Source organism: Rickettsiella endosymbiont of Litargus connexus (assembly GCF_964277335.1).
GTDB lineage: Bacteria > Pseudomonadota > Gammaproteobacteria > Diplorickettsiales > Diplorickettsiaceae > Aquirickettsiella > Aquirickettsiella isopodorum.
The window spans coordinates 836,482-855,413 of the sequence record NZ_OZ195516.1 but is presented as its reverse complement, the minus strand read 5'-3'; the positions used below and the strand labels follow the sequence as shown (position 1 = coordinate 855,413).

Annotated in this window: 22 protein-coding genes; 10 read left to right on the top strand and 12 right to left on the bottom strand. The window is 38.6% G+C overall.

Annotated elements, in window-relative coordinates:
* Positions 1–124: 124 nt before the first annotated feature.
* Entirely contained in the window at positions 125–1,342 is a 1,218-nt protein-coding gene (locus ACICP9_RS03920) for an MFS transporter (protein WP_395496948.1), read from the bottom strand.
* Positions 1,343–1,479: 137 nt separating this feature from the next.
* Here ACICP9_RS03920 and ACICP9_RS03915 point away from each other — a divergent pair, with 137 nt between their 5' ends.
* Entirely contained in the window at positions 1,480–1,653 is a 174-nt protein-coding gene (locus ACICP9_RS03915; protein WP_395496946.1) for a hypothetical protein, read from the top strand.
* Between the two features lie 33 nt (positions 1,654–1,686).
* Here the strand turns inward: ACICP9_RS03915 and ACICP9_RS03910 are convergent, their stop codons facing one another.
* From ACICP9_RS03910 to ACICP9_RS03890, 5 genes are all read right to left on the bottom strand, one after another.
* The gene (locus ACICP9_RS03910; protein WP_395496944.1) at positions 1,687–2,334 is read right to left on the bottom strand and encodes an ABC-type transport auxiliary lipoprotein family protein; all 648 of its coding nucleotides are present in this window, start codon (positions 2,332–2,334) and stop codon (positions 1,687–1,689) included.
* A gap of 1 nt (position 2,335) precedes the next feature.
* On the bottom strand, positions 2,336–3,136 hold the full coding sequence (locus ACICP9_RS03905; protein WP_395496942.1) for an MlaD family protein: 801 nt from the start codon (positions 3,134–3,136) through the stop codon (positions 2,336–2,338).
* On the bottom strand, positions 3,126–3,914 hold the full coding sequence (locus tag ACICP9_RS03900; protein WP_395496940.1) for an ABC transporter ATP-binding protein: 789 nt from the start codon (positions 3,912–3,914) through the stop codon (positions 3,126–3,128). Before ACICP9_RS03900 ends, ACICP9_RS03905 begins: the two co-directional genes overlap by 11 nt.
* Before the next feature lie 58 nt (positions 3,915–3,972).
* Complete coding sequence (locus tag ACICP9_RS03895) at positions 3,973–5,103, bottom strand: MlaE family ABC transporter permease (RefSeq protein WP_395496938.1); 1,131 nt, start codon at positions 5,101–5,103, stop codon at positions 3,973–3,975.
* A gap of 209 nt (positions 5,104–5,312) precedes the next feature.
* Positions 5,313–5,636 carry a hypothetical protein gene (locus ACICP9_RS03890; protein ID WP_395496936.1) on the bottom strand — a complete coding sequence of 108 codons (324 nt, stop codon included), beginning with the start codon at positions 5,634–5,636 and terminating at the stop codon, positions 5,313–5,315.
* A gap of 165 nt (positions 5,637–5,801) precedes the next feature.
* On the opposite strand from ACICP9_RS03890, the gene prfA reads away from it, so the two are divergent.
* The 6 genes from prfA to pncA all read left to right on the top strand — a co-directional run bounded on the left by prfA (position 5,802) and on the right by pncA (position 11,869).
* Positions 5,802–6,884, top strand: a complete 1,083-nt coding sequence (prfA, locus tag ACICP9_RS03885) for a peptide chain release factor 1 (RefSeq protein ID WP_395496934.1) — start codon at positions 5,802–5,804, stop codon at positions 6,882–6,884.
* Between the two features lie 38 nt (positions 6,885–6,922).
* Positions 6,923–7,252, top strand: coding sequence for a hypothetical protein (locus ACICP9_RS03880; RefSeq protein WP_071661904.1), 330 nt, complete (start codon positions 6,923–6,925; stop codon positions 7,250–7,252).
* Positions 7,253–7,378: 126 nt separating this feature from the next.
* Positions 7,379–8,221: a peptide chain release factor N(5)-glutamine methyltransferase gene (gene prmC / locus ACICP9_RS03875; RefSeq protein WP_395496932.1), complete on the top strand. Its 843-nt coding sequence runs from the start codon at positions 7,379–7,381 to the stop codon at positions 8,219–8,221.
* A gap of 655 nt (positions 8,222–8,876) precedes the next feature.
* Positions 8,877–9,377 (top strand): RNA polymerase-binding protein DksA, encoded by a 501-nt coding sequence (gene dksA / locus ACICP9_RS03870; RefSeq protein ID WP_084028680.1) that lies wholly within the window; start codon positions 8,877–8,879, stop codon positions 9,375–9,377.
* Between the two features lie 192 nt (positions 9,378–9,569).
* Positions 9,570–11,060 (top strand): nicotinate phosphoribosyltransferase, encoded by a 1,491-nt coding sequence (locus ACICP9_RS03865; RefSeq protein WP_395496930.1) that lies wholly within the window; start codon positions 9,570–9,572, stop codon positions 11,058–11,060.
* A 191-nt stretch (positions 11,061–11,251) separates the two neighbouring features.
* Positions 11,252–11,869, top strand: a complete 618-nt coding sequence (gene pncA / locus ACICP9_RS03860) for a bifunctional nicotinamidase/pyrazinamidase (protein ID WP_395496928.1) — start codon at positions 11,252–11,254, stop codon at positions 11,867–11,869.
* A 50-nt stretch (positions 11,870–11,919) separates the two neighbouring features.
* Here pncA and epmA read toward each other — a convergent pair whose 3' ends face one another.
* From epmA to rsmD, 5 genes are all read right to left on the bottom strand, one after another.
* Positions 11,920–12,903, bottom strand: coding sequence for an elongation factor P--(R)-beta-lysine ligase (gene epmA, locus ACICP9_RS03855; RefSeq protein ID WP_395496926.1), 984 nt, complete (start codon positions 12,901–12,903; stop codon positions 11,920–11,922).
* Positions 12,890–14,026, bottom strand: coding sequence for a Dot/Icm type IV secretion system ATPase DotB (dotB, locus tag ACICP9_RS03850; RefSeq protein WP_395496924.1), 1,137 nt, complete (start codon positions 14,024–14,026; stop codon positions 12,890–12,892). Before dotB ends, epmA begins: the two co-directional genes overlap by 14 nt.
* Positions 14,001–14,924, bottom strand: a complete 924-nt coding sequence (locus ACICP9_RS03845; RefSeq protein ID WP_395496922.1) for a type IV secretory system conjugative DNA transfer family protein — start codon at positions 14,922–14,924, stop codon at positions 14,001–14,003. Before ACICP9_RS03845 ends, dotB begins: the two co-directional genes overlap by 26 nt.
* Complete coding sequence (gene dotD, locus ACICP9_RS03840) at positions 14,911–15,393, bottom strand: type IVB secretion system lipoprotein DotD (RefSeq protein ID WP_395496920.1); 483 nt, start codon at positions 15,391–15,393, stop codon at positions 14,911–14,913. Before dotD ends, ACICP9_RS03845 begins: the two co-directional genes overlap by 14 nt.
* Positions 15,394–15,472: 79 nt before the next feature.
* Positions 15,473–16,045, bottom strand: a complete 573-nt coding sequence (gene rsmD, locus ACICP9_RS03835; protein ID WP_395496918.1) for a 16S rRNA (guanine(966)-N(2))-methyltransferase RsmD — start codon at positions 16,043–16,045, stop codon at positions 15,473–15,475.
* A gap of 143 nt (positions 16,046–16,188) precedes the next feature.
* On the opposite strand from rsmD, the gene ftsY reads away from it, so the two are divergent.
* Together ftsY and ACICP9_RS03825 are read left to right on the top strand one after the other, a co-directional pair.
* Positions 16,189–17,184 carry a signal recognition particle-docking protein FtsY gene (gene ftsY / locus ACICP9_RS03830; protein ID WP_395496916.1) on the top strand — a complete coding sequence of 332 codons (996 nt, stop codon included), beginning with the start codon at positions 16,189–16,191 and terminating at the stop codon, positions 17,182–17,184.
* A 129-nt stretch (positions 17,185–17,313) separates the two neighbouring features.
* A complete protein-coding gene (locus ACICP9_RS03825) occupies positions 17,314–17,496 on the top strand; it encodes a rubredoxin (RefSeq protein ID WP_395496914.1) in 183 nt (60 codons plus the stop codon).
* Here ACICP9_RS03825 and hemJ read toward each other — a convergent pair.
* Positions 17,491–17,919 carry a protoporphyrinogen oxidase HemJ gene (gene hemJ / locus ACICP9_RS03820; protein WP_395496912.1) on the bottom strand — a complete coding sequence of 143 codons (429 nt, stop codon included), beginning with the start codon at positions 17,917–17,919 and terminating at the stop codon, positions 17,491–17,493. The genes ACICP9_RS03825 and hemJ overlap by 6 nt on opposite strands.
* Before the next feature lie 56 nt (positions 17,920–17,975).
* On the opposite strand from hemJ, the gene hemF reads away from it, so the two are divergent.
* Complete coding sequence (gene hemF, locus ACICP9_RS03815) at positions 17,976–18,890, top strand: oxygen-dependent coproporphyrinogen oxidase (protein ID WP_395496910.1); 915 nt, start codon at positions 17,976–17,978, stop codon at positions 18,888–18,890.
* Positions 18,891–18,932 lie beyond the last annotated feature (42 nt).

Sequence of the window (18,932 nt, the reverse complement as noted above, 5' to 3'; positions counted from 1 at the left end):
TTGCTTAATAGTGTCAATTCACTATTGAGTATTTTGATCTTACAGGATGAGGTTAAAAAAAAACTAATTCGAAGTTTACCTAAGCAGTAATAATTTTGGTAATCACATCTAAAAAATAAAAATTTTAAACACTAAAAAAGTATTTCAAGCTAAACCAACGCACTAAACTGGCGAGACTGGCGAGTATAAATAATAAGCTAGCAAACCAGAGTAAGCTGCCGGTATAAGTGAAGCTAAATAAAAAGCTCGCTAAAGTGCAAAATAAACTCATCAAAGTGGCATAGATGGCTATCCGTGCTTCCATCGGTTCAGGGCTTGCTTCGATGCAGAGTCGTTGTAAAGGACTGGACAGTGCGGTACCGAAACAAAAAATCATTAAGCTGATAACCAGTCCGATGAGCTTATTTGGAAAAATAAAACTTAAACCTACTGCGAGTAAGCTCGAGAATAAGGAAATGACTAAGCCGTAATTAATTAAATGATTTATTTCTATATGATGGATAATTCGTTGCACAATTCGTGTGCCTAAAATCTGACTGCCAAATATTAAAATTTGTATTAGACCAAAATAAAGCGAATTTAATTTAAATTGACTGATGATTAAAAACGGACCACCCACGATCCATGCCATTTTAGCTGAGACATTAAAACTAATAATAAATAGATTAAACATAAATGCTTTATTTTTAAGAATCTGCTGATAGTTTATTAGTACAGGTGACCATCTGAACATTAATCTTCGGGTGTTTGTGTGAGTTCCTGGCATGATGAAACATAAACCTAACCAAATGATACTGGCACTTAGCGCTAAAAAAACAAATATCCAACGCCAGTTGAGCGATTGTAAAAAAATCCCACCTAGCAGAGGTCCTACAGCCGGAGCTAAGATCACTACACTGCTCATCACAGTTAAAATTTGAATCGCTTGTTTACGTTGATAAGCTTCGTGTATGCAGGCGTAACCGGCTGGACTTAAAGTAGACACCACAGCTCCTTGCATAAATCGTGCGATGAGTAAAATGCTAATGTTCTCAGTGAATGCGCAGATCCACGTGGCGGTAGTAAATAAAACTCCACCTATCAGTAAAACGGATTTTCTACCAAATCGATCCGAGATAGGACCTGATAATAAATGAAAAGCGCTTGCGCCGAAAAACCAGGCAGTTAAAGTTTGTCGGCCTAATTCGGCACTGATTCCGAGATCGTTAATCATATTCGGCAAAGCCGGTAAGTACATATCGTTGGCTAAATAATTAATTATTTCGTAGCAAACTAATAACAACGGAAAAAATGGGATCAGTAGAATTTTTTTTTTAAATTCTATTTTTAAATAGTGAGACATATTTTTAATAATTTATTGAGTCAATTTAATTTTTATTTAATATAGGCTTAATATAATCTATTTATACTAATTATCTATTTTTTTATTTTATTAAAAATTTATTAACTCATTTTAACATTAAGAGGTTAAGCATCGCTATGTTATCGATACCAAAAAGAATTAAGAAAAAGAATCACCGTTATTCATTGAGGAAAAAAGTAAATGGCTTGAAGAAAATCAGCAACGATAAAAAAATTTATGTTTGGCCAGAAGATGCGAAACAAAAAAATGATCATTTAAATGTTATTATGTTATTTCCTACCAAAGCTTAAATTGCAATCTTAGTTCGGATAAAATCTATCATCTCACGTTAAATTTCTTAAGCAAAAACAATTAATTTCATTGAGTATTTTTTGTGTAGCTAGGTTGGCGGCCAGCGCTCCACCGTAAGGATCATCATGCGGTGCGATTTGCATTACAATAAAATCCTGAGTCGCAATGACATGTCTGGATCGAGCATCAATGAGTTGCGCACGTATCGCGATGCGGAAACGACTGGGAAGGGTGATAAATTCTTGTTGAAAGCTGAGTAATTGCGTATTGAGTATCCAATCGTAATAAGTGGTGGACGGTGTATTAATAATTGCTTGAAAATAACCGGTATGTTGTAACGAGTTGATCAATAAAGACTGTAACATTTGTGTGGGCATGTTGGCCCAGCGGTTTTGTGAAAAATATTGGATTTGATAACAGGCCGGAATATAAATCATACGTGGGCTATTATAAGCTGCATTCGCACGGGGTTGATTGACTAAAATAGTGCTACATCCTTGTTGAATGGAGCAATCCCAATCTGGATCAGGCATGGCTAAGGTAAAGTAATGCATCGGTGGTATTTTAACGGGTTCAAATATCGAGCAGGCGGATAACAGCAGGAAACTTAACAAACAGACAGCCGCTTTATGGACGCTATTATTTTTACTGAAGCCAAGACAACGTAGAAAGTTAAACACGCTATTGTTCTCCTGGTCCTAAAGGGGGTGGTTTTTGTCCGCGAATTAATATACTAGGGTTTTGTCTTAGATTATCTGATAGTTCAAGCAAATTATCGGTCATGATACTTAAATTATTTAATACTTGATTGGTAGAAGGAAGCGTTTGTTGGGTTAATGTATTCATTAAAGATGGAAATGAACGGGTTGAACGAGCCGTATTGATTAAAATAGTATCGAGACGTTTACTTTGAGCGGCTAAATGATGACTGGTTATGGATAAATTATTTAAAATCTTTCTAAATAAAATGGGGTTTTCGCCACCTAATACCTCATTAATATCCTGCGTAATTTGTTTCATGTTATTATTTAAATTGCGCAATGTCGTATCTAAACGCAAAAACAAGGAAGGAATACTTTTAATAATAGGATATTTTTCACCGGGAAGCAGTGGAATACGATTGACGTTAGAGTCACTACCTTTTAACGCGAGATAGGTGATACCCGTCAAACCTTGACTATTTAAGGTGGCTGTCGTTCCCTCAGTAATGGGTGTATGCTCTTCTATTTGTAGCAGCAAGCGAACTTGTTCTGGATTTTTATGAGTTAAAAAAATTTTCTTAACCGTACCGACATTAACACCATTATATTTAACGGGAGAATTAACACCTAAGCCGGCTACGGATTCATTCATGATGACCATAAAATTTTTATAGCGCTTTGTGGATAATCCAGCCGATAACCACGTAATGAAAATAATGAGGGCGATGGTTAAAATAAGAACAAAAGCACCGACTAAGGTATAATTGACTTTAGATTCCATGATTTCCCTCGTAAAGATGTTGCGTAGTGCGTCCCCGTGGCCCTTGAAAATAAGCGCTTATAGCAGCTTGCTTGGATTGTGTTAGTTTTGCCATGGGTGCAAATTCTAAAACGCGTCCTGCACTTAAAAAAGCAACTTTATCGGTAATTTGCCATAAGGTATCCAAATCATGCGTGACCATGACGATGGTTAATCCTAAAATACTGCGCAAATTTAAAACAAGTGCATCAAATTCTTCGGCACCTTGTGGATCGAGGCCTGATGTGGGTTCATCCAGTAACAGTAATTCAGGATCCATCACCAAAGCTCGTGCGAGAGCGGCTCGCTTAAGCATCCCGCCACTGAGTTCAGAGGGATATTTTGTGACGGATTCTATCGGCAAGCCCACCGCTAATAATTTAATTAAAGCGAGTTCTTTGATAGTCGTTTTGTCCAATTGAGTATGTTCTTGTAGAGGAAAAGCAATATTTTCAATCACGTTAAGCGATGTAAAGAGTGCAGATTGTTGAAATAAGACTCCCCAACGACATTGTAATTTGAGCAACTCAGTTGAGGAAAGTTTGCTTAAATTTTTACCAAATACGGTGATGTTTCCCGAAGTCGGTGTCAGTAATGCTAAAATTTCGCGCAACAAGGTCGATTTACCAGAACCACTACCCCCGACAATGGCAATGATTTCTCCACGTTGCACTTGTAAATTAATGCCACAGTGGATCCATTGGCCAGCGAGGTATAGTTTAACATTTTCAACTTTTATAACCGGGTCCGATGACTGCATAATCTGAGTATAGCGCGATTTTGACTACCTGAGACTTCACATGAGAAAATAACGAGGATTAGATATTTAGCTTGCTAAATAAAATTGAAAAGAGTGCATCGGCGACAATAATAAAAAAGATGCCTTGTACCACGCTGCGTGTGGTTTGTTTGCCGACGCTATCAGCACTGCCACTGACACGCAAACCTTGGAAACAAGCAGTGCTGGCAATAATCAGCGCAAATATGGGTGCTTTACCGATGCCAATAATGAGCGAAGAAAGTGAAACAACTTTTGGAAAGCGTTGTAAGAAATCAGTATAACTAATATTTAGCATATTATGTGTCATCGCCATCCCACCGAGTAGACCAAAAATATCTGCCCAAATCGTGAGTAAGGGTAAAGCAATCAATAAGCCCCAAATACGTGGTAAAATTAACAATTGGCTCGGTAAAACACCCATCGTGTTTAAAGCATCAATTTCTTCTTTAATCTTCATCATACCCAGTTGAGCCGTAAATGACGATCCACTACGACCGGCTATCATGATCGCCGTCAACAATGGCGCAAATTCACGTAGTATGGCCAGTCCTAATAAATCAATGATAAACATGGTCGCGCCAAAATTTTTTAATTGAAACCCCATTTGATAGGTTAAGACAATACCAATCATAAAAGATAATAAGGCAATAATGGCTAAGGCATCTAAGCCGGTATTTTCAATGATACCTAGTATGGCATGACCACGAAGTTGACGCGGATGCCAAATAGTATGCCAGGCGCTAAAAAAGTTTTTCCCAATAAAACGTAAAAAAGATTTAAATTCCTGCCATGATTCGACTGTTTTTTTACCGAGTAAGGCTAAACCGGTATAAGTTTTTACAGTGGGTAGCGGTTTTATTTGTTTGGCTGTCTGTTCTATCATCCCAAACAGTGCGTTGTGTTTGGGATTCAAACCGATGAGTTGGACTTCTCTTTTTTTAGCCAGTTGTTTTTTCCATTGATAAAGTTGCCAAGCACCACTGCTATCCATAAGTGTGATGGATTTAGTATTTAAAATGAGTGGGGATGCTGTGTTGTGGTTCAGCTTTTTAAAAGATTGATCTAAGCTTTTTTTATGAATACCGTTTAAGGTCCAGGAACCGAAACAGTCGATCTGATTTTTTTGCTGTGCTGAGATGGCAATAGAAGCATTAACTGATTTCGACATGAAGCATAACCTAAGATAATAACTTAAACTTTACCAGCAAATATCGAGAAGCATACTCACAGCCATTGAGTTTTTGGCAAGTGCCGCGAAGAGGATTGCAAGTTGAGCGACAACACACAGACAAAAATTCAAGTACGAAGCGTATCACGCACAAAAAAATATCCCTTCACTGAAGAAGGGATACCTAAATTTGCCCGGCGCCTTTTTTATTAAAAAGGTTTTGAAGTATGCCAATAAATAGTTGGGCCTCGGTTAGGAATTAATTTATTGGTAGCGAGATTATGGTATTCGCTGCAAACATAACGATATTGACATGATGCAATATTTGTACATGCATGTGGTGAAACGTTTAGTCTGGTTAATAACTGCCGTATACATGCGCAATCATAATATGAACCAGAGCAAAAACCAGCCTTTTTTACTAAGTGAGCATTAAATGCACAAGGACTTTGTCCTGGATGGGCATTAGCCACATTGATGCTACTTAATAAACCCATGCAAATAGCTGAAGCCATTAGTAATAATTTTTTCATACTATCCCCTTAGGTTATATAGTGTAAAACCTTATAGCGCCCGCTATAGTGGTCTACTCATTTTTAGAATAGCTTATGAATCATTAAGATTCAATTTTCCAAGCTTTATATAACGCGCTATCCAGCACTCGACTTCGTGATGAGCTTTAGGTATAAAGTGGTCATATGAAGACCTCTTTATTCAATAGATTGACCTTAATTGTCGAACGTTACGAAGAATTAACTGCCTTGTTGGGTGATATGGACGTGATTAAGGATCAAAATCATTTCCGTGACTTATCTAAGGAGTATGTTCAGTTAGGCTCTGTCGTACAATGTTTTCAGCAATATCGGACTAACTTAGATATCCTAAATCAAGCCGAGCAATGTTTGCATGATAAGGATACGGTAGTGCGAGAGCTTGCCGCAGAAGAAATTAAAATTGCACAACAAAAACAACAAGAGTTAGAAAAAGAATTAGAACACTTATTATTGCCGCAAGATCCTAATGATCAACGGAATGTTTTTTTAGAAATTCGTGCAGCTGCTGGAGGCGACGAAGCGGCTATTTTTGCCGGTGATTTATTTCGGATGTATTCGCGTTACGCCGAAAATCAAGGTTGGACAATGGAAATTATTCATATGAATCCTAGCGAACAAGGAGGTTATAAAGAAATTATTGCACGTATCGCCGGAACAGCTGTTTATGCGCATTTGAAATTTGAATCCGGCGCGCATCGTGTGCAACGCGTGCCTAAAACCGAAGCACAGGGGCGTGTGCATACATCGACTTGTACAGTGGCGATACTACCGGAAATCGAATCGGTGGATGATGTCACCATCAACCCAGTAGATTTAAAAATTGATACCTTTCGTGCCTCAGGTGCAGGAGGACAACATGTACAAAAAACCGATTCTGCCATCCGTATTACCCATTTACCCTCTGGCTTAGTGGTTGAATGTCAAGATGAACGTTCGCAACATAAAAATCGTGCTCGGGCTATGTCATTACTACAAGCTAAATTATTAACCGCTCAGAAAGCAAAGCAACAACGCGAGGAAGCAGAAACCCGTCGCGATCTTGTTGGTACTGGGGATCGTTCAGAGCGTATCCGGACCTATAATTTTCCTCAAGGTCGTTTAACCGATCACCGAATTAATCTAACGCTGTATCAATTATCTGATATCATGGAAGGCCATTTAGAGCCGGTTATTCAATCCTTGACGCGTGAATATCAAGCGGATGAATTAGCTGCCTTAGGTGATTAGACGTAAAAATTAATCGTTTTCATGTGGAGGGAAGATCAATGTTTCGATCGATGGCTATTGCATTGTTTATTCTGTTATTACTCATTATTGGCGGTCACATCGCACTGACTTTATTTACCGGTGCTGTAATGATTAGTTTTAGCGTCTGGGGGTTTTTGGTTGCTTCAGTATTCTTTTTTTCGTTAAGTATTTTACTCTTATTTATTTTAACCTGGGCTGGAGCATTGATAATTGGTGCTATTGCGGTTATTTGGACGATTGTTGCTATTATTTTATTTCCGATTTTATTGCCGATTTTATTGCCGTTGTTAATTATCTTATTTTTTGTCTCCTATATTCGACGTAAGCAAAATCCTAAAGAATTTTAAGCGAGACTCTTCGCACTTGAATTTTTACCTGTGCTGCTGCGTGATTTGCAATCCTCTTCACGGCATTTGGGCACTTACCAAAAGACCAATTGCTGTGAGTATAATGACTTCTAACAGGCGCCTCTTATGTTGTTAGTTTCCTATTGGCGTTGGGCAATCAAAGAGTTAAATCGAACCAGTCCCAGCGCCTATTTAGACACAGAATTGTTATTTGCTCATGTTTTAGGACTAACACGGGCTCAATTACATAGCCAACTTCCCGATAGATTACTGACATTATCTCAGCAAAAAAGAATAAAACAATTGATTGCCCGTCGACAATCTGGAGAACCGATAGCCTATTTACTGGGTCGGCAGGAGTTTTGGTCGCTGTCTTTTGAAGTAACTCCTGAGGTACTGATACCTAGGCCAGAAACGGAATTATTAGTGCAAAAGATACTAGATGATTTTAGTACTGAGCAACGAAACATAGTGGATTTGGGAACCGGCTCGGCAGCCATTGCGGTCGCATTAGCATTGGCTAGACCTACATGGCAATTTATTGCAACGGATTATTCACCAGGTGCTTTACAGATTGCCGAACGCAATATCCGCCGTTATCACATACAAACGATAGAACTACGCCAGGGTGATTGGTGCCAGGCATTATTAGTCGGTGAAAAATTTGATATTATTCTCAGTAATCCACCTTATCTTACTCTCGATGATCCACACTTTCAAACGGAATGTGCTTTGGCTTACGAACCGAAAAATGCTTTAATTTCAGGGGAAAAAGGCTTGAATGATTTAGAAATTATTATTCTACAAGCGCGTGAACATCTTCATCAAGGGGGTATTTTATTTTTAGAGCATGGCTATCAGCAGGCAGCTTTTGTTGAGGAATTTTTTTTAAAATATGGTTACCAGGAGATAAAAAATTACAAAGATTTAGCAGGTCATCAACGAGTTAGTAGTGGAAAATGGAATTAATTGAAAATATGATCTATAAATCATTAATAAAAAGAAGCGCATTAATAAAAAGAAGAGACATGGCCCTGTACTTTGAAATAATTGCCATGTCGAATTATTTTTGGTATAGATGTGTTTGGTTTATGTGTGTGTGCCAATTCCGGCAAATGTTAAATTCTCAAGAGGAGAACTTTTTATGCCAGTAAAAAGAAAATCTGCAGCTCCAAAGCGACGTAAAAAACGCTCTACGGTTGCAAAGTCCACACCTACACGTAAAAGAAAAACGATAAAACGAAGAAAGAAAAAAGTGGGGATGACTGCTAAACCACGTCGTCGTAGAAAAACCACGGCTAAAAAAGTGACGCGCAAACCACGTCGCAGAAAAGCGGCAACACGTAAGAAGCCAGCGACTCGCCGTAAGACTGCTACGCGCAGAAAAGCTAAAAAAAAAGTAGTTAGTCGGGTAAAAAAAAAGCCTAGTAAAAGCAAAGCCTCAAAAAAAACGTCGACGTCTTCCCGTGTTACCAGAAGTAGAAAGCCTATAGCTAAAAAAAAATCAACAAAAGTAGCGAAGGCAAAAGTTATCCGAGCTCCTTCTAAAAAAAAACAACAGCAAGCAAAGTCTGATTCCCAGGCGCTACCTGCGGTAAAACAACAATCATCAATAGAAACTAAAATGGCAGAACATAAAAAACCTAAAAAAGAATCTAAAAAACAACGTTCTTTACCAGAAACAAGGCTAGAATTGACTTCTATTAATTCGGAAATCGATTTAAATATAGCGCCTTATAAGGAACGTCCTGGGGAAGACTATATGAGCTCGAGCCAGCAGGCGTATTTTCGCCGTTTATTATTACAGCGAAAACGCGTATTGTTGGAAGATATGGGTCGAACCGTGCATCATCTACAAGATGAGGGTACTTCTTTGCCCGATATTAGTGATCGTGCCACGCAGGAAGAGGAATTTAATTTAGAACTTCGTGCACGTGACCGTGAACGTAAACTTATTAAGAAAATTGAGGATGCTTTACAGCAACTTGATGAAGGTCATTATGGCTTCTGTAATTCGTGTGGCGTTGAAATTGGAATTCGCCGCTTAGAAGCACGTCCTACCGCCAGTCTTTGTATTGATTGTAAAACTTTGGATGAGATTCGAGAAAAACAAACCGGTGGTTGAAAGGTCAAAAAATGCGAATTTTTCAAATAATGCTGAAAGAACCTTGCATGGCTGAAGCTAACCCAGCGTGTGCGCAGCCATTCAAGGAAAAAGTGACGACGCTTTCCTTGAAAATCCCCACCGCTACAAAAGAAAAACACAACTATTATTCAAGGCGCGGAACTTGTTCGTCCTTGCTGGGGTTTCTTTTCAATGGAAAACGCATTAGTATCACTTTATAAATCCTCCTTAATTTTATTAACGGATTTTTACCAGTTGACCATGGCCTATGGTTATTGGAAGGCGGGTATTCACGAACGTGAAACGGTTTTTTACCATAACTTTCGACAAGCACCGTTTAATGGCAGATACACGATTTGTGCAGGCTTAGGTACATTAATTGACTACTTGCTTAATTTTCAATTTACTAAAGACGATATCGATTATTTAGCTGGATTGACTGATACGCAGGGGAAAGTATTATTTCCTACCGATTTTTTAAATTATTTACAACGTTTACGTTTTGCTTGTGACATCGATGCAATAGAGGAAGGCACTGTAGTTTTCCCGCAAGAACCTTTAGTTCGTGTTAAAGGGCCGTTATTACAATGTCAGTTACTTGAAAGTATTTTACTGAATATTATTAACTTTCAAAGTCTCATTGCCACGAGTGCCGCACGTTTATTACAAGCAAGCCGCGGCGAACCGATATTCGAATTCGGTTTACGTCGTGCACAAGGTTTCGATGGTGCGTTGATGGCTAGTCGAGCTGCTTATATTGGTGGTTGTTCTGCTACCTCTAATGTATTAGCTGGAAAATTATTAGGCATTCCAGTGCGTGGGACACATGCACATAGTTGGGTATTATGTTTTGAGAATGAATTAGCAGCGTTTCGTGCTTATGCGCAAACCTTTCCCGACCGCTGTATTTTTTTAGTGGATACCTATAACACAATTAAAGGAGTAAAAAATGCCATCAAGATCGCCGAAGAATTAAAACCGGAAGGATTTAAATTAGCCGGCATACGTTTAGACTCAGGTGATTTAGCTTATTTGAGTCAACAAGCACGCAAACTTTTAGATGCTGCAGGCTATCATGATGCGCTGATAGTGGGTAGTAATGATTTGAATCCTTTAGTGATTACCAGTTTAAAAGAACAAGGTGCAAGTATTAACGTTTGGGGAGTGGGCACACATTTAATTACTGCTTACGAACAGCCCGCACTCGAAGGTGTTTATAAATTAAGTGCAATTAAGTCTGCGCAAGGTGCATGGGAAAATAAAGTTAAATTATCCGAACAAACCATAAAAATTTCTACTCCTGGGATTTTATCAGTGCGGCGTTATTATGCGGATAAAGTGGATGGTTCGGCGATGGCGGATGCCATTTATGAGGAACGATTAGGGATTTCAGAAGATAATATTACTATTATTGACCCTATCGATCCGACGAAACGGCGCTCTATTTCCGCAGCAGCACCACACCGTGATTTATTAACGCCTATTTTTAGACGAGGAAAATTAGTTTACAAAGTACCTTCGTTAAAATCCAGTCAAGAAAAAACTCATCAGGAGTTACAACAATTTCATGAAAGTATTCGTCGATTGCTAAATCCTCATACTTATCCAGTGGGCTTAGAAGAGAAGCTGTATCATTTAAAGTTACAACTTATTTTAAAAGCAAAAACTTCTATTGATTCTTAAACTTTGAATTTAAATTAATTAAATTTTTTAGTAAAAATAATTTTTTTTAAAAATGACAGGGAGCTCATATCGCAAAAGCCTCTTTCCTGCATTATCAAAAGAGTTTAAAATGAAAAATGCTAGATACTTTTTTTAAAGTAGCTAGCTTAATTAAATATAACAATTTTCTTTGCCCCAGGAATCTAACTTTTATGAAAAAAGCTTTGATCTTAGTAGATTTACAAAATGATTTTATGCCTGGAGGGTCCTTAGCAGTAGATAATGCTGACGAAGTTATTCCAGTGGCTAACCGAGTTCAGCAGTATTTTAAATATATTATTGCAACGCAAGATTGGCACCCAAAAGATCATACCTGTTTTGCAACGAATCATAAGGGACGTTTTCCAGGCGAGTTTATTCAGCAAGCAGGTTTGTCACAAATATTATGGCCTGTACATTGTGTACAAAATACCAAAGGGGCTGAATTTGTTAAAAATCTTAAATTGGATCATATTATTAAAGTCGTTCGCAAAGGCAGTGATCCAAAAATTGATAGTTATAGCGGTTTTTTTGACAATGATCATCAAAAAGAAACTGGTTTGGCTGAGTTTCTTAAAGAATTACAGATTACCGAAGTGTATATTATGGGAGTAGCAACCGATTATTGTGTTAAATATACGGTGTTAGATGCCTGTAAATTAGGCTTTAAAACTTATTTGATTGAAGATGGATGTCGTGCTGTGAATGTTAACCCAGAAGATGGACGTTTGGCAATTTCCGAAATGAAAACCGTCGGCGTAAAAATAATTCAAAGTGATGAAGTTGAATAAGTCACTTATGAAAGTAGTGTGCGGAAAATAAAACAAAAGACACCGATTATTTAGGAACGTTGGATCGGAAAGCTAAGCACCTCTGATATCTCATCTACTTTTTCCATGAGCATTAATAGACGATCAATGCCTAAAGCAACTCCAGAACAATCAGGAAGTCCGTGTGTCAAAGCCGCTAACAAATATTGATCGAGAGGTATTTGTGGGGAATGATTTTTAGCACGGATGCAGAGGTCATTTTGAAAACGTAGTTTTTGTTCGTTCGCATCATTTAATTCATGAAAGCCATTGGCAAGTTCTATGCCCTTTAGATAAACCTCAAAACGTTCCGCCACAGGGATTGTTTCGTGACGTATTTTGGCTAAAGCGGCTAAACCAACAGGAAAATCATAAATAAAAATTAATTGTTTAGGCAATTGTGGTTCAATGACATGAGACATTAAAAAGTTTAAATAATCTTCAACCGTGTTTAAATTTAAATTTTCGGTTGTTAAACCTAAATGAGCAGCGAGTTGTTTTGAATTTTTAAGCGATAGTAGGTGCGGATTGATCTTCAAATAACGTTGAAAAATTTCTGCATAACTAAAACGTTGCGCCGACTCGCAAACTAACAATCGTTTTAATAAGGTTTCTACTTCATCCATTAATTGATGATGATTATAGCCAGGACGATACCATTCTAATAAGCTAAATTCAGGATTGTGATAACGTCCCGATTCTCCTTGGTTACGAAATGCTTTAGAAATCTGATAAATGGGACCTGATCCCACGGCTAATAAACGTTTCATTGCAAACTCAGGCGAAGTTTGTAGATAAAGCGTTTGTTGATGGTCAGGATGATCTAAACAATATTGCGTCTGAAAACTATGCAAATGTGGATCTGTCACTGTGGCATGGGAAAGTACTGGAGTTTCTACTTCTAGAACCTCACGTTCGACAAAAAACTCACGAATAGCTTCTAAAAGTTTTGCGCGACAACGCAGCATGGATAACGTAGCAGTGGGTTGCCAGACGTTTTTTTTAAATTTCGTCATGGTGTTCGGCTATTTCTGTCCTGAGAATTAACCGTTTATAAACCCGTTCACTGATGAGGCCGGCGTTAAATTTGCGTTTAGCGTCAACAGACATCGGTTGACCATATTTTTTTAATACGAGACGGGTATGGGCACTGATATTTTCTAGTTTAGAGTCTAATAAAATATCTCGTAATTTTTCATCAAAAACTAAAAATTCACGTAAAGCAATACGTTGTCCATCGGTGCTAGGGACCAGCTGTTGCCAAATGACTACGCGTATGGTCTCGATAATATCGATCATTCTCGTTTTAGCTTCTTCAGCAGGAAAAGAGTTGACTAATCGTCTTAAAGTTTCAGCCACTCCATTACTATGCAGTGTGGTATAGACGGGATGCCCGGTTAAAGCCGCTTCAATTGAAGCGCCAATAGTTTCTGGGTCACGCGATTCGCCGACTAAGATTAACCGCGGTTTACGTCGCAAGGCATTACGTACGCCGGCTGCGAAGCTGGGGAGATGTCTAGGTATCTCGGATTGACTGATGATGGAACTAGGCATAGCAATCGAGTCGTAAACAAATTCTATAGGGGCTTCATAAGTAAGGATTTTACGATGTGAATCTTCTTTTTCAGCCAGATCGCGAATGATAGCGGCTAACAACGTGGTTTTGCCGGAACCGGTTGCACCGGTGACATAGACGATACCTTGTTCTGGCGCTAAAGCGTCGATTAATGGAGTTTCTAGATTCAGATCGGACATTTTCGGTGGTGTACTCGGAATGGTACGAAAACTGATTTGGATCGCATCATGACCTTCTACTAAGCAACCTGTGGCATTGACACGAAATCGATAACGCTCGTTACGATTAGGCCGAAATTCATAGTGTGTATCGATATCAACGCCACTTAAAATTTGTGCGCTACCATTCGGGCCATAGATAAGATTGAGTGTTTCTGAGACTTCAGTGTTGGATAATTTACGTTGGGTAATACGTAATAATCGACCGTAACTTTCAGCAAAGACTCGTTCACCGGTCTGTAGTGTAATATCTGAAGCGCCCACTTTTTGGCAATGGATTAGTAGCCGGGTTAAACAAGCCGCGGTGAAACGTACCGGTTCATCGGGAAGTAGATGGGCTGTCATCGTGTGTCACGATGGATTTCCATCGACTTGGATTAACTTGTAATTTTGGAAATGAAGTGATACGTAATATTTGATCATTAATATGTAAGTCAGAATTATCACCAGTAACACCTAAATCGGTATGGGCAACAAAAGGTTTACTGACCATTCCTTTCAGTAATAAATTCCGATATAAAGCCATACCGGTATAATCACGAGTTAAACGCGCTAAATTATCATTAAAAATAGCATTGGCTTGATTAATACCATCTTGCCAGCCCAATGTGGCATATTTTTTCCAAACGAGACGTTCTTCAGGTGTTTTCGGTAAAAAAGCAGGTAAAGGTAATTCGGGGTGCTGATAATCCATCCAGAGATAGTTACGCCATTGTGGTGGCGCGGTAGTGAAGTGTGCTTGGCTGATAATTTGATAAGTACGATCATCGATACGTAAGGTTTGTCCATCAGTGAGATTCAGCGAATTATTTCCCTGGACTAATACAGGAGGAATGACATTGTGGTCGAGTAAGATAAGATTAAAATTAAAAATACGATCTAATTGTGATGAATTTTTAGTTAATACGTGATTAATATGCTCAGATCGCCAAGCCAAACCGGCTTGAGCACCGACACTCATCGCAATATCTTGAAGCGCTTGTGAGTGTAAAGCGGTCATTTGTTTTTTGGCAGTCGTGACCTGTGCATGTAAATTCTGTAGTTGCGTTAAATTATCTAAATTACCTACGGTTTTATAATTAGATTGTGTGGTAGTGCAGGCACTGATCAGTGCACACAGACTTAAGCCTGTTACTAACGGGAGAGTATTTTTTCGATACCGTGGAATTTTTTTCAGGTCAAATGATAGGTGTAAGTATTTAGGTAATAAGTTTTCGACCCATTTAACATTAATTTTTAGCATAACGTAATTCAATGGTCTTAATGCCCGGATAAACAAAGATATTGGCTTTTTCCCCTGCTTGTAGATTGGCATTGCGAATGATATAGCTTAGGGGTGTATTTTGTGAGGAAATCGTTACTAAAACCGGAACTGCTGGGCATTTTCCTATGACTTCTAAATGGAAGTGAGCAAGTTTGGCGATACGCTGCAATAGCGGTTCAATCGGGCCTGACCAATCAACCGAAGCGATCGTTTTTTCTAAGCCTGAAGAGCTAGGGTAGGGTAGTGGTTTGGTAATAGGAGGGCTAGAAGCTTTCTCCAGTGCTTTTAATTCATTTAATGATTGACTAACGGAACGTGCTGCTTCGGCTAGTTTAATCGAGGCGTCGTCTGAACCCGTATTGATAGTGGGAGTTATGGAGTTAGGTAAGGTTTGTGAAGCACACCCTGATAGTAGACTCACAAAAAGCGCCACTGTTATTTTTTTCATGCTTATCTTATTGTAGATAAAATTCTGTAACTTACTTCTGCATTGAAACAAGAAGGAAATATAATGTCAAGCCATGGTTTTAGGGGTTCAGTTTAATTAAGGCATATTGCACTTGGCCTGCCGTTTTACAGTGTTGAATTTGCCAATTTTCTGGAAGCGTCAGGTTTTTGAGACTGGCTTCGGCTTCAATATAAATCTTACCTTCCGGTGCCAAAAGCGTTTCTTTAGCCAACCAGAAGCAGGCTGAGCCGATCAAATTTTGATGAAAAGGCGGATCCAGAAAGATGATATTAAATAAAGGTTTTTTTGGTTTAAAGAGTTGTGTTGCTACAAAAGGAAATTGTCCCTGATAAACGTTGGCGCGGTTTTCAGCGGCGAGCTGTTTGAGCTGGGTTTTTAAATAGGAAACTAATACAGTGGATTGTTCTACAAAAGTAACAGATTGAGCATATCGGGAGAGCGCTTCAAAACCTAAAGCACCGCTACCGGCAAATAAATCTAAGCAATGGGCATTAGCAATGTCAGGGGCTAACCAATTAAATAAAGTTTCTCGGATGCGATTGGGAGTAGGGCGTAAGTCGGGTATCGCTGGAAAATGAAGTTTTCTCCCGCGCCATAGCCCGCCGATGATTCTGACTTCACCCTTTTTCATAGAACAGACGTCTCTAAAGCGATTAAGTGTTATATTCTTACATAGAACTTTAAGAATAATGTGACCTGATTCGGTTAATAACGGATTGCGTTTAATTAGAAAAGTCATTTATTATAAGTGTTTTCAGTTACACTGCATAGACTATGTTTAAATTTTTAAAACGCAAAGAATCTCAACCCGACGCCTCTGATGAGAAGAGAGTGATTGGCAGTAAACAGCATTTTTTTAATCGAATAAAAAATAGTTTGCAAAAAACTCGTCATCAATTAACCGAAAGTCTCGCCCGTTTAGTATTAGGTAAAAAAAAAGTTGATGCTGAATTAATTGAGGAAGTTGAAGAGTTACTTTTAACAGCCGATGTCGGTTCCACAGTGACTGAAGAAATTATCCAGCACTTAACCACAAAATTAGCACGCAATCAATTAGCGGATGGGCTAGCGGTATGGGAGATATTAAAACAACAATTAGGCGAATTATTACGACCGTGTGAATCTGCTTTAGTGATTAATCCTGCACATAAACCGACTGTTATTTTAGTGGTTGGCGTTAATGGTGTCGGTAAAACGACAAGTATTGGTAAGCTAGCTCATTACTTGCAGAAACAAGGTAAACAGGTGATGTTAGCTGCAGGTGATACCTTTCGAGCAGCGGCTACTGAACAACTAACGATTTGGGCTGAACGTAATCATATTCCTATCGTCGCCCAACATCAGGGCGCTGATAGTGCTTCAGTCATTTATGACGCTTTTCAAGCCGCTAAAGTGAGAAACATCGATGTATTGATTGCAGATACGGCGGGCCGTTTACATAGTAAAAATAATTTAATGCAAGAATTACAAAAAGTAAAAAAGGTTATCGGTAAATTGGATGCGACAGCTCCCCATGAAATTATGTTAATTTTGGATGCGGGCACGGGCCAGAATGCGCTACTGCAAGCGGAAGCTTTTAACAAAGCGATATCTTTAACCAGTTTGATGCTGACTAAATTAGATGGGACTGCAAAAGGAGGTGTGATTTTTGCCATCGCCAAAAAATTATCGTTGCCGATACACTTTGTAGGCTTGGGTGAAGGTATCGAAGATCTACAGGTTTTTTCAGCACAGGAATTTGTGCGCGCTTTATTTTCGATAGAAAAATAACTTAGTTTTATACTAAAAAATGGCTTAAAAACTTTGCTAAACGGGAATAATTTCTTTACTATTCGGTAGCGAACTAGAAATAGAATACAAATAATAATAAGATTCAAAAAGTTAATTGAAAGAGGAAAAATGACTGACAAAAACGTTTTTAGAAAATATATGTGCCTACTTTGTGGTTATGTTTACGATGAGGAGCTAGGCTGGGAAGAAGACGGGATTCCGCCGGGGACTCGTTGGGAAGATGTCCCTTTAACCTGGCGTTGCCCTGAGTGTGGTGCCATGAAAGAAGATTTTGAAATGGTAGAATTATAAGCTAAAAGGATGTACCTCAGTGACAATGACGATAGCGATGAGCAATAAGGTTGGAAACTCATTCAGCCAGCGATAAAATAGGCTGGAATGTGGATTGTTATCCTGCTTAAAATCATGTAAACATTTTCCACAATAGAGATGAAATAGGATTAATATAGCCACTAAAGCTAATTTTAGATGCATCCAGGTGGCAGCTGCATAGTAGTTGGCAGCCAAGCTAAACAAGATAAAACCAAAAAGGAGGGTTAATAAAGCAGCCGGTGCCATTATGTAATAATAAAGGCGATGTTCCATGAGCTTAAAGCGTTCAATACTGATTTTATCTTTAGCATTGGCATGATAAACAAATAAGCGTGGTAAATAAAATAAACCCGCAAACCAAGCGACCATTGCAATAATGTGCAATGCTTTAATCCAGGGCATAGGTAGCTCCAAGTTCTGATAATACTTTTAATTTTAATAAATAAAATAGCCTTGCTATGAATTATGACGTAATTATTCCGACAATCAAAGATTATTTACTCGCTTTGCAGACTAAGATTTGTTTAAGTTTAGAGAACGAAGAGCAAGAAAAAAAATTTTTAATCGATGATTGGGTACGCAATGAAGGGGGCGGTGGAAAAACCTGTGTTCTGACCGGTGCACTAATAGAACGAGGTGCAGTTAATTTTTCTCATGTTTTTGGTGGAGCTTTACCACCCAGTGCCAGTCAACGTCATCCTTCTTTAACGGCAGCAGCGTTTCAAGCAACCGGTATTTCCTTAGTGATCCATCCACGCAATCCCTATGTGCCCACTGTGCATATGAATTTGCGTTTTATTGTTGTGTTAGGCACTGATCAACAAGTGGCACAATGGTGGTTTGGTGGTGGCTTTGATTTAACACCTTATTATCCTTTTTTAGAAGATTGTCGGCATTGGCATTTAATCGCTAAACAAAGTTGCGACCCCTTCGGCATTGAACTTTATCCGCGCTATAAAAAAAATTGTGATGAATATTTTTATTTAAAGCATCGTCAAGAGGCGCGCGGTATCGGTGGACTTTTTTTTGATGATTTAAATCACTGGGAATTTAATCGATGCTTTGAATTGATTCAAAGCGTGGGGAATCATTTTTTAAAAGCTTATTTACCCTTATTACAACGACGTAAAGATTATGCTTATGGCCAGCGCGAACGTCAATTTCAAGCCTATCGACGGAGTCGCTATGTTGAATTTAATTTGATTTATGATCGCGGGACATTGTTTGGCTTGCAAAGTGGTGGGCGAGTTGAATCGATATTAACTTCACTGCCGCCACAAGCGAATTGGCACTATAATTGGCAACCGGAACCAGGCTCTCAAGAAGCAGAATTAACCGAAAATTTTTTAATTGCTAGAGATTGGTTAGCTTAGTTTTATTGCGAGATAGATTAGGCAAAAACTCAAGTGCGAAGA

What these genes read in the sequence shown, in the direction of transcription:
- ACICP9_RS03905 (WP_395496942.1), bottom strand. Translation starts at nt 3,136, where the DNA reads ATGGAATCTAAAGTCAATTATACCTTAGTCGGTGCTTTTGTTCTTATT.
- ACICP9_RS03890 (WP_395496936.1), bottom strand. Translation starts at nt 5,636, where the DNA reads ATGAAAAAATTATTACTAATGGCTTCAGCTATTTGCATGGGTTTATTA.
- ACICP9_RS03880 (WP_071661904.1), top strand. Translation starts at nt 6,923, where the DNA reads ATGTTTCGATCGATGGCTATTGCATTGTTTATTCTGTTATTACTCATT.
- hemF (WP_395496910.1), top strand. Translation starts at nt 17,976, where the DNA reads ATGAATTATGACGTAATTATTCCGACAATCAAAGATTATTTACTCGCT.
- ACICP9_RS03865 (WP_395496930.1), top strand. Translation starts at nt 9,570, where the DNA reads ATGGAAAACGCATTAGTATCACTTTATAAATCCTCCTTAATTTTATTA.
- ACICP9_RS03920 (WP_395496948.1), bottom strand. Translation starts at nt 1,342, where the DNA reads ATGTCTCACTATTTAAAAATAGAATTTAAAAAAAAAATTCTACTGATC.
- ACICP9_RS03895 (WP_395496938.1), bottom strand. Translation starts at nt 5,103, where the DNA reads ATGTCGAAATCAGTTAATGCTTCTATTGCCATCTCAGCACAGCAAAAA.
- epmA (WP_395496926.1), bottom strand. Translation starts at nt 12,903, where the DNA reads ATGACGAAATTTAAAAAAAACGTCTGGCAACCCACTGCTACGTTATCC.
- dotD (WP_395496920.1), bottom strand. Translation starts at nt 15,393, where the DNA reads ATGAAAAAAATAACAGTGGCGCTTTTTGTGAGTCTACTATCAGGGTGT.
- ACICP9_RS03825 (WP_395496914.1), top strand. Translation starts at nt 17,314, where the DNA reads ATGACTGACAAAAACGTTTTTAGAAAATATATGTGCCTACTTTGTGGT.
- hemJ (WP_395496912.1), bottom strand. Translation starts at nt 17,919, where the DNA reads ATGCCCTGGATTAAAGCATTGCACATTATTGCAATGGTCGCTTGGTTT.
- rsmD (WP_395496918.1), bottom strand. Translation starts at nt 16,045, where the DNA reads ATGAAAAAGGGTGAAGTCAGAATCATCGGCGGGCTATGGCGCGGGAGA.
- ACICP9_RS03900 (WP_395496940.1), bottom strand. Translation starts at nt 3,914, where the DNA reads ATGCAGTCATCGGACCCGGTTATAAAAGTTGAAAATGTTAAACTATAC.
- ACICP9_RS03845 (WP_395496922.1), bottom strand. Translation starts at nt 14,924, where the DNA reads ATGCTAAAAATTAATGTTAAATGGGTCGAAAACTTATTACCTAAATAC.
- prmC (WP_395496932.1), top strand. Translation starts at nt 7,379, where the DNA reads ATGTTGTTAGTTTCCTATTGGCGTTGGGCAATCAAAGAGTTAAATCGA.
- ftsY (WP_395496916.1), top strand. Translation starts at nt 16,189, where the DNA reads ATGTTTAAATTTTTAAAACGCAAAGAATCTCAACCCGACGCCTCTGAT.
- dksA (WP_084028680.1), top strand. Translation starts at nt 8,877, where the DNA reads ATGGCAGAACATAAAAAACCTAAAAAAGAATCTAAAAAACAACGTTCT.
- ACICP9_RS03915 (WP_395496946.1), top strand. Translation starts at nt 1,480, where the DNA reads ATGTTATCGATACCAAAAAGAATTAAGAAAAAGAATCACCGTTATTCA.
- pncA (WP_395496928.1), top strand. Translation starts at nt 11,252, where the DNA reads ATGAAAAAAGCTTTGATCTTAGTAGATTTACAAAATGATTTTATGCCT.
- dotB (WP_395496924.1), bottom strand. Translation starts at nt 14,026, where the DNA reads ATGACAGCCCATCTACTTCCCGATGAACCGGTACGTTTCACCGCGGCT.
- prfA (WP_395496934.1), top strand. Translation starts at nt 5,802, where the DNA reads ATGAAGACCTCTTTATTCAATAGATTGACCTTAATTGTCGAACGTTAC.